Raw genomic sequence first — 1,039 nt, forward strand, 5'->3', positions numbered from 1 at the left:
GTCGACGGCCCGCTCCCGGGTGCGGCGCAGACGCCGCGACCGGCGCCGGGCGGCATCACTCGCCGTACTGGCCCTCGTGGTCGTGGCGGGCGCGGCCCTGCTGGTCGGCCGCCCCTGGCAGGACGGGGGCGGACCGGCGAACGCGGCGCCGGACCCGTCCCGTACGGCCCCGGCGGACGGACCGGACAACGCCGCGGAGCCTCTGGAGGACCCGCCACCGACCACTCCCCCGCCGTCCGCCTCCGCCTCGGCCTCGGCCTCGGCCTCGGACGAGAAGGACGGCGATGTCCGGGCCGAGGACATCCCCGCCTCGGGCCCCGGGACGTTCACCGTGGCCCGTGCGGGGGTCGACGCGAAGGGCAGGGGCAGCGCCTACCGGGTCGAGGTGGAGGACGGCAGCGGCGTCGACCCCGACCGGGCCGCCGCGGACATCGCCGCCGTCCTCGCCGATCCGCGCGGCTGGAGCCACGACGGCGAGCACGCGTTCCGTCAGGTCGCCGACGGCCCGGCCGGACTCGTGATCAAGATCGCCACCCCGGCGACCACGGACCGGATCTGCGGCGAGTACGGCCTGAAGACGCGCGGCGAGGTCAACTGCCGGGGCGGCGAGAGGGTGATGGTCAACCTGAAGCGCTGGCAGCTCGGTTCGCCGCAGTTCGACGGGCCCGTGGCGGAGTACCGGGCGCTGATCGTCAACCACGAGGTCGGCCACTGGCTGGGGCGCGGCCACGAGACCTGCCCGGGGAAGGGGCGCCCCGCTCCCGCGATGATGCAGCAGATCGACGGGCTGAAGGGCTGCGTCGCCAACGCCTGGCCGTACGACACGAAGGGACGCTATCTGGGCGGCCCGAAGGTGCCGTGACCGTCCCGCAGGAAGCCCGCTCCGGCCTCGGAGCCGGCCTCCGCCTCAGCGGGCGCGGTGCACGAGCCGCCCCGCGAGGACCGTCGCCACGCAGGCGCGCGCCCCGCCCGCGCGCAGGGCCTCCTCGTCGGGTACGTCGAAGACCGCGAGGTCCGCCCGGCCGCCCGCGGTCAGCGG

General features: G+C 76.7%; 1 protein-coding gene. It reads left to right on the forward strand.

Annotated features, from left to right (window positions below):
* Nucleotides 1-862, forward strand: an 862-nt coding sequence (locus CR470_RS38160; RefSeq protein ID WP_257139075.1) for a DUF3152 domain-containing protein, incomplete at its 5' end; no start/stop codon positions are given.
* Nucleotides 863-1,039 lie beyond the last annotated feature (177 nt).

The organism is Streptomyces sp. rh34 (assembly GCF_002551245.1).
Classification (GTDB): domain Bacteria; phylum Actinomycetota; class Actinomycetes; order Streptomycetales; family Streptomycetaceae; genus Streptomyces.